The 6,976-nt window shown below is 58.0% G+C and carries 8 protein-coding genes; 3 read left to right on the top strand and 5 right to left on the bottom strand.

What is annotated here, in order from left to right; all coding sequences use genetic code 11:
- Nucleotides 1–58 precede the first annotated feature (58 nt).
- The 5 genes from WAW39_RS28635 to WAW39_RS28615 all read right to left on the bottom strand — a co-directional run bounded on the left by WAW39_RS28635 (nucleotide 59) and on the right by WAW39_RS28615 (nucleotide 3,415).
- Nucleotides 59–247 (bottom strand): hypothetical protein, encoded by a 189-nt coding sequence (locus WAW39_RS28635; protein ID WP_422322903.1) that lies wholly within the window; start codon nucleotides 245–247, stop codon nucleotides 59–61.
- Between the two features lie 13 nt (nucleotides 248–260).
- On the bottom strand, nucleotides 261–548 hold the full coding sequence (locus WAW39_RS28630) for a hypothetical protein (protein WP_422322901.1): 288 nt from the start codon (nucleotides 546–548) through the stop codon (nucleotides 261–263).
- Between the two features lie 465 nt (nucleotides 549–1,013).
- Nucleotides 1,014–2,414: an alkaline phosphatase family protein gene (locus WAW39_RS28625; RefSeq protein ID WP_422322899.1), complete on the bottom strand. Its 1,401-nt coding sequence runs from the start codon at nucleotides 2,412–2,414 to the stop codon at nucleotides 1,014–1,016.
- Nucleotides 2,415–2,495: 81 nt separating this feature from the next.
- Entirely contained in the window at nucleotides 2,496–2,879 is a 384-nt protein-coding gene (locus tag WAW39_RS28620) for a DUF3307 domain-containing protein (RefSeq protein WP_422322897.1), read from the bottom strand.
- An 80-nt stretch (nucleotides 2,880–2,959) separates the two neighbouring features.
- Nucleotides 2,960–3,415, bottom strand: a complete 456-nt coding sequence (locus tag WAW39_RS28615) for a Crp/Fnr family transcriptional regulator (RefSeq protein ID WP_422322895.1) — start codon at nucleotides 3,413–3,415, stop codon at nucleotides 2,960–2,962.
- Nucleotides 3,416–3,674: 259 nt separating this feature from the next.
- Here WAW39_RS28615 and WAW39_RS28610 point away from each other — a divergent pair, with 259 nt between their 5' ends.
- The 3 genes from WAW39_RS28610 to WAW39_RS28600 are packed head-to-tail and all read left to right on the top strand — an operon-like array spanning nucleotide 3,675 to nucleotide 6,430.
- Nucleotides 3,675–4,157: a hypothetical protein gene (locus WAW39_RS28610; RefSeq protein WP_422322893.1), complete on the top strand. Its 483-nt coding sequence runs from the start codon at nucleotides 3,675–3,677 to the stop codon at nucleotides 4,155–4,157.
- 51 nt (nucleotides 4,158–4,208) lie between these two features.
- Nucleotides 4,209–5,669, top strand: coding sequence for a Gfo/Idh/MocA family protein (locus tag WAW39_RS28605; RefSeq protein ID WP_422322891.1), 1,461 nt, complete (start codon nucleotides 4,209–4,211; stop codon nucleotides 5,667–5,669).
- A gap of 47 nt (nucleotides 5,670–5,716) precedes the next feature.
- Nucleotides 5,717–6,430 (top strand): discoidin domain-containing protein, encoded by a 714-nt coding sequence (locus tag WAW39_RS28600; protein ID WP_422322889.1) that lies wholly within the window; start codon nucleotides 5,717–5,719, stop codon nucleotides 6,428–6,430.
- Nucleotides 6,431–6,976: the final 546 nt, after the last annotated feature.

Raw genomic sequence — 6,976 nt, 5'->3', positions numbered from 1 at the left:
TTCATTACTGTCGCACGACGCCCCAAGCCGGGCGCTGGCTAGAAGTTAGTTAAATGAGTTAGAGAATGCGCAGTACTTCGCGACTACCATCGGGGTTTTCGAGGATCACCTTGCCCTTGGAGGCCTGTTGATCCAGCACAAGCTCATATAGAGCCATGGCCTTTTTGAAAACTTCAATGAGAGTGCCAGCACCGCTTTTGCGCTGAACGGATTCCAGTCTGTCTTTTGCCTCTGGAGTAACGTCCATGCTCAATCTGATCTTATCCTTTTTCAAAATGTTGGAGATAAAGAGAGGTCGCCAAGGTCACAATAAACGTGAAGGAGGCGATCCAGTAAGCTTGGGGAGGAGCTGAGAGCCATGCTAGTACCGAAATACCTGCCAGCAGGCAGATAAAGAGAATTAGCATAAATCTCCTAATAGGAACCTTCTCTGACTTGAGCCACGCGAGGAAGCAATCTTTGAAGGTGATGTTCCAACTTTGTTCGTATTTGGAGAAACGATCGTCGTTGGACGGATTATTTTGTTTGGGTTTGGGTGTCGTGGACATGGAATTCAGTCGCGGAAACCAGCCACCAGGAACTATCCAGGTGACTAGCTATAAAATGCCGGGGCGTTGCAGGCACCCGGCTGGGTCATCAGTGTGATTTTCATTAGTGTCGTTTTCATTAGGCAACAGCCCGTCCCTTCCGCCAAAGCCAGGAAGACCATGGATACACAGAAGAGGCGAATAAAAGCCGTTACCTTCCACATCATAACACAGTCACACCCACGCACAACCCACATTTTTATGTTTTTTGCCCGTAAATGAAGGTTGAATAGCCACCAAATGATGACAGCTTTAGATTTCGCCGTTAAAGCGCTGGAGTAACTAAGACCCGCCTCATCCTTTGCGCCGCTCCTCGTGTGCAAGATTGCCTATAAACCGCACACAGAGTGTGCGGACCACTTCACACACAGGCCGTCGGAGAATTTCCCGGGCGCAAGGTTCCCAGTTTAGGAGGTTAAACGTTCTCTAGCGGGAGACACCCGCATACCCATTCCCGCTGGAGCAGAGGCGGAAGAGGTGGTTGCAGACTTCGTGGGCGGAGAGGATGCCGGTGCGGGGAAGTTGATCGAAATCGCCGATGAGGACGGGCCAGTCGGCGCGGTCTTCGGGGATGCGGCCGTGGGAGCCTTTGACGAGGGTGGCATCAAGCGGGATGACGTCCATGAGCATGCGCTGGCCGAGGGCTTTTTTGGCGAGCTTGCCGGATATCTTGAGCTTGGGCCACTTGATGGCGGGATCAAGGAAGAGCTCGGCGGGGTCGTAGCCGCACTTGCGATGGATGTCCACGCAGCGGGCGAAGTCGGGGGCTTTGCGGTCGTCCTGCCAGTAATAGTAGGTGAACCAGCTTTTGGCATCGGCGACGGCGATGAGATCTCCGCTGCGCTCGTGGTTGAGGCCGACGAGGTGTTTTTCCATCTTGCCGAGGACCTGGGCGACACCGGGGGTGGCTTCGAGGGTGCTGCGGACGCTGGCGAGGAGGCTCTGATCGTTGAGGTAGATGTGGGCGACTTGGTGGTCGGCGATGGCGAAGGCTTTGGAGCCGCCGAGATCAAGGGTTTCGCGGCCGAGTTCGTCTTTGATGTTGAGCCAGCCTTTCTCGCGGAAGATGCGGTTCAGGTGGACGGGCTGCTCGACATTGGTGATGCCGTATTCGGAGAGGAGGACGACTTTGATGTTCCGCGTTTCGTAGAAGCGGATGAGATCGCCAACGACGTTGTCGATCTGGCGGAGGTCGAAACGGATTTTGTCCATGTCGATGCCGACGCGCTGGAGGTTGTAGTCGAGATGGGGGAGGTAAACGAGGGAGAGGCCGGGCCAGTGCTTTTCCTCGATCCATTTGGCGCTTTCGGCGATCCAGATGGAGGATTTGATGTCGGAGCCGGGGCCCCAGAAGTGGCGGAAGGGAAAGGGGCCGAGGTCTTTTTTGATGCGACCCCGCAGGGGCATCGGATGCGTGTGGATGTCGAAGACTTTGCGGCCATCGGCAGGATAGAGCGGGCGCGGGGTGATGGAGATGTCCGCGGTGGAGTACATGTTGAACCACCAGAAGAGCTTGGCGCAGGTGAACTGGGGATCGACACGGCGAAGGGCTTCCCAGAGTTTTTCGCCCTGCATGAGCTGCTCGGGCTGTTTCCAGAAGCGGTGCTCGGCGTAGTCGCGGTCATACCAGCCGTTGGCGACGACGCCGTGATCGCGGGCGAGGCGGCCGGTGAGGTAGGTGGCCTGGGCCGTGCAGGTGACGGCGGGGAGGACGGGCTCGATGAGGGTGGAGCGGTTGCGCTCGATGAAGGCACGGATGGCCGGGGTGTGCTCGCCGATGAGCCTGGTGGTGAGGCCGACGACGTTCAGGATGGCGGTGCGCTGCATGACGAAGTTTCGCTGTTCTCGGTTTTTAGTTCCCTGTTGTTAGCATGGGAACCGTGAACTGCGAACGGAGAACTGGAAACCTCAGTAGAGCATCGCGGCGACGACGTAGGCGATTTTGCAGATGAAGTGCAGCGCCTGATCCTGAACGAACGTGGTTTTGTTTTCGCATTTGGCGAAATCAATGAGCCAGTGCAGGACGAACTCGATGGAGCCGAGAATGAAACAGCCGGTGATGGCCCAGACGGCGGCGGCATGGATCAGACAATGGGCGGTCATGCACCAGGGCCAGATCTGCACCGGGCGGGAGGGATCCTGCAGTTTGTAGAGAAGGTGGCGGTTTTTGCAGGTGGAGAGGAATTCGCCCTGCAATGGATAGTCCATCACCGCATGACCGGCAAACAGGAGGAAAATGACCTGGATGGCTTCCAGCCAAGTGTGAGGAGGAAAGGGCAGCAGGCCAGACATGTGGAAGTTTTCCATCGTGAAGGGCGGACTGCAACGCACGATTCACTCGAGCGCAAAACAATCCGCCTCACGTGCATGAATCAGGCGCTGTAGAAGGCGGCGATCTTCTCATTCACCGCGCGGAGACGGTGGGAAATGGTGCGGCCGACACCGATGAGCAGCCAGGCGGCGGCACGCGGGTATTCGTTGATGTAACTTTCGAGGGTGGTGCCATCGATGCGCCAGACCTGGGAAAACTCGACAGCGGTCACGCTGGCGCTGGCGACATTGGGATCGAGCAGGTTGATTTCGCCGATGGTTTCCCCCTTTTGGATGGAGCCGAGGAGGACTTTGTGGCCGCCGCGCATGGCGGTGGCGTGGAACTTGCCGGAGACGACGAAAAAGAGGCTGTTTTGCTGCTGGCCTTCCTCAATCAGGTGCTGACCCGGCTGCACTGGAAGGAATTCACCGTAGCCGCTGAGAATGTCGCGATCCTCATCACCAAGAGGTTCGAGGATGCCTTGGGCTGGAAGCTTGGGAGACGAGAGGGAGCTCATAGAGAGTGAATGGGATGAATTAAGCGGTCTTTTTTAAGCGGAGATGCCCAGAATGGCAAGCACGCTGAGCGAGAAGCCACGGAATCCCCCCCTGCAACACTGAAATTGTGACATTTGACGGAAAGGGCGCGATCCAGCTTTTTCACCCACTGTGGTCGTTCACATCTGCGAAGTATGTACATCCTAAATTTTGCTGGATTTCCAAGGGCCCCGGTTCAGAATCAATGCCTCACTTCAATCAGCCACCCAGACCCTATCCATGTCCGACTCTTCCTCCTCCAAATGCTGCGGCAGCCTCAGTTACGATTTTGCACATCTTCTGCTCCGTCTTTGGGTCGGCATGCGCCTGTTCATGGCAGGCCTTGACAAGTTTCGCTGGGGCAACGGACCAACGGTGAGCTTTGGTCTGGACAATTATTCGAAGAAAACCGGGCCGCTGGCCAAGCTGATGAGCGACAACAGTTTCATGCCACAATGGGCATGTGACGCATTCGCAGCCACCATCGGCTACATTCTTGTGCCCGTCGGCATCTGGGTGGCGATTGGCATTTGCACTGAGTTTGGCCTGCTGGCCGCCGGTCTGGTCTTCCTTTCCCTGGGTCTGGGACTTGCCGCCCTGCCGGATGACACGGAAGTGGTGAGCAACATCGGTCTTTCCATCCTGATCGTGGCCGCCGCGCTGGTGACCTCGAAGGCGAAAACCTTCTCGATCGACGGCATCCTTGGCCGCAAGAAGGCATAACCACGACTTCACGTCGTCATTGGCAGTGAACCCACACGCCTGATTGCACCTATGAATTCCCAGCCTCCCTCCCCTTCCCCAGCGCCACTGTCCCGTTTCATGGACCGTCGCGGCTTCCTCCGCACCAGTGCTCTGACGAGCAGCGGAATCTATCTCGCCACCAGCAAGAGCGCGATCGCGCAAGCGACCGAAAAAGGCCGCACGATCAAGTGCGCGCTCGTCGGCTGCGGTGCGCAGGGCAACGCGCTCCGCGTGGCCTCCAAAGACGTTCCTGGCATCCAGTGGGTGGCCATGTGCGACATCTGGAAGTTCTCCATCGCGAAGACGCGTGGCGGCTTCCTCGGTGAGAACAAGCACCAGGTGGAAGGCGAGATCAAAATCTACGAAGACATCAACGAGATGCTCGACAAGGAGCCGTCCATTGAGGCCGTCTTCATTGCCACGCCGGACTTCATGCATGCCCCGTATTCGCGCCTCTGCCTTGAGAAGGGCAAGCACGTGTATTGCGAGAAGATGATGAGCAACACGATCGAGGGAGCACGCGACATGGTGCGCGCCGGCAAGGCGAACCCCGGGATCTTCCAGATCGGCCACCAGCGCCACTCCAATCCGCGCTACATCAACCTGCGCGACAACGTGATCAAGCCCGGCAAGATGCTCGGCCGCATCACCCATGCCTATGCGCAGTGGAACCGTGGTGTCTCCGGCAGCGCCCCGCAGGGTGCGGTGAAGGGCTATGAGATTCCTCAGGATGTGCTGACGAAGAACGGCTACGGCAGCCTTGAGGAGTTCCGCAACTGGCGCTTCTTCAAGAAGTATGGCGGTGGTCCTCTCTCCGACCTCGGCGCGCATCAGATCGACATGTTCAACTGGATGTATGAGTCCACTCCGGTGTCGGTCATCGCCTCAGGCGGCGTGGATTACTTCGATGGCACGGAAGGCCGCCCGAAATTCGAGCTGCCCGACAACATGATGTGCATCTACGAATTCAAGACCCCTGCCGGTGCTCTGCGCGCCTACTATCAGGTGCTGACCACCACGGGTTCCCAAGGTGCGTATGAAAAGCACATGGGCATCGGTGGCACGGCGATCATCTCCGAACTCGACACGAACGGCAACCAGCTCTACGCCGAACCCGGCCAGGACTGGGAGTCATACGCCCTGGGTGAGAACCCGCCCATCATGAAGGCGGCGGACAAGGCGAAGAACAAGTTCTGGGAACATCCCCGTGACTGGGAAAAGCCGAAACCGCCGTCTTACGGTGCCGTCAGCGTGGCCGACGTGCGCGAGAGCAAGGCCCTCTCCCAATGGGAGCTGGCCCGCAAGCTCAAGGTCAAGCCGCACACGCCGCATATCGCGAACTTCATCGAAGCTGTGCAGGCCAAAGACCCCGCGCACCTGACTTGCAACGTCGAAGCCGCCTTCCGGTCCTGCGTCACGGTGCTCAAGGCCTACGAGGCCACCGCTGCGGGCGGCAAGTACATCTTCAAGCCCGAAGACTTCCAGGCGTGATCTGCTGCGGAAATTCAACATTCACTCAACCTCCAGCCAAGTTCCCCATGAAAAACACCCTCCACATCCTCACGGGCCTCGCGCTCGCCCTCAGCCTTGCCTCCTGCGGCAAGAAAGAAGAAACGAAAGCCGCCGCAGCAGCCCCAGCCGCTCCTGCTGGTGATCTTGTCGAGATCGCGCTCGAGTTCCCGAAGCCCATGTTCATCGGCACCCCGGTGCCTGCTGAGCTGCCGAACCTTGAGAAGGCCGACCCAAGCAAGGTCGTGAAATCCATCATGGTCCCGAAAGGCACCACCAACCTTGCCAAAGGCAAGCCAGTCACCAGTTCTGACAGTGCGCCGATCATCGGTGAACTCAGCCTCGTGACCGACGGCGACGCCGACGGTGCTGACGGCTCCTTCGTGGAACTGATGCCCGGCAAACAGTGGGTGCAGATCGATCTCGGCGCCGAGTCGAACATCTACAAGATCGCCATGTGGCACTACCACAAGCAGGCCCAGGCCTACATCGACGTGGAAGTGCAGGTGTCCGACGATCCTGAGTTCAAGAAAGGCGTGACCACTCTGTGGAACTCCGACCACGACGACTCTTCCGCCATGGGCAAGGGCAATGACCCTGCCTACGTGGAAACCAACCATGGCCGCGTGATTGACGCCAAGGGCATCAAGGCCCGCTATGTGCGCCTCTGGAGCTATGGCAACACCAGCAACGACATGAACCACTACTGTGAAGTTCAGGTCTATGGCACGCCTGCCAAGTAAGCTGGTCTGAGAGACCTGATTTGATTACGACCGCCGTGCAGCGCTGCTGCACGGCGGTTTTTTTGTGATGCTGGAAGGCGTGGGGAATTGCGGCGCTTTTTCCGGAACCGGCTGAAGCCGGGACTACAGTACGTGCGCTGGGTTTTATACCATTAGCAGCTAAAAAGAGTCTATGCGGACCCAAGCAGAGAGGCGGTAATACCATGCTCAATTGAAAACAGGTCTGTTTGCTGAGAGGACATGCGTGCTTTCTGGAACGTAGGTCGGTCGTGTTTGGCGTCGAGGACCGCCCATGCTCCAGCGCCCACTCCGCCAAACCGCCCGGCTGCGAGGACGTTCGCACGCCCCAGCGCCCACGGTGCGCCCACGGTGCGCTCAAGGCTGCCCGAACGCTCGCAGACTCAAGACGTTTGCCTCACGCTCATGGACGGACGGGCTGTCGCCACGTCCATCCTACGTTCCAGCATGAAGCGCCGGGCCTAATGCTCTGCTTGGAAAACAGACCTGTTCCTTCAGACTCATTTTCAACTGTCCTGGGTATAAAAC

It is taken from the genome of Prosthecobacter sp., from assembly GCF_049294395.1.
GTDB lineage: Bacteria > Verrucomicrobiota > Verrucomicrobiia > Verrucomicrobiales > Verrucomicrobiaceae > Prosthecobacter.
This window is presented reverse-complemented; position numbering and strand designations above follow the sequence as displayed.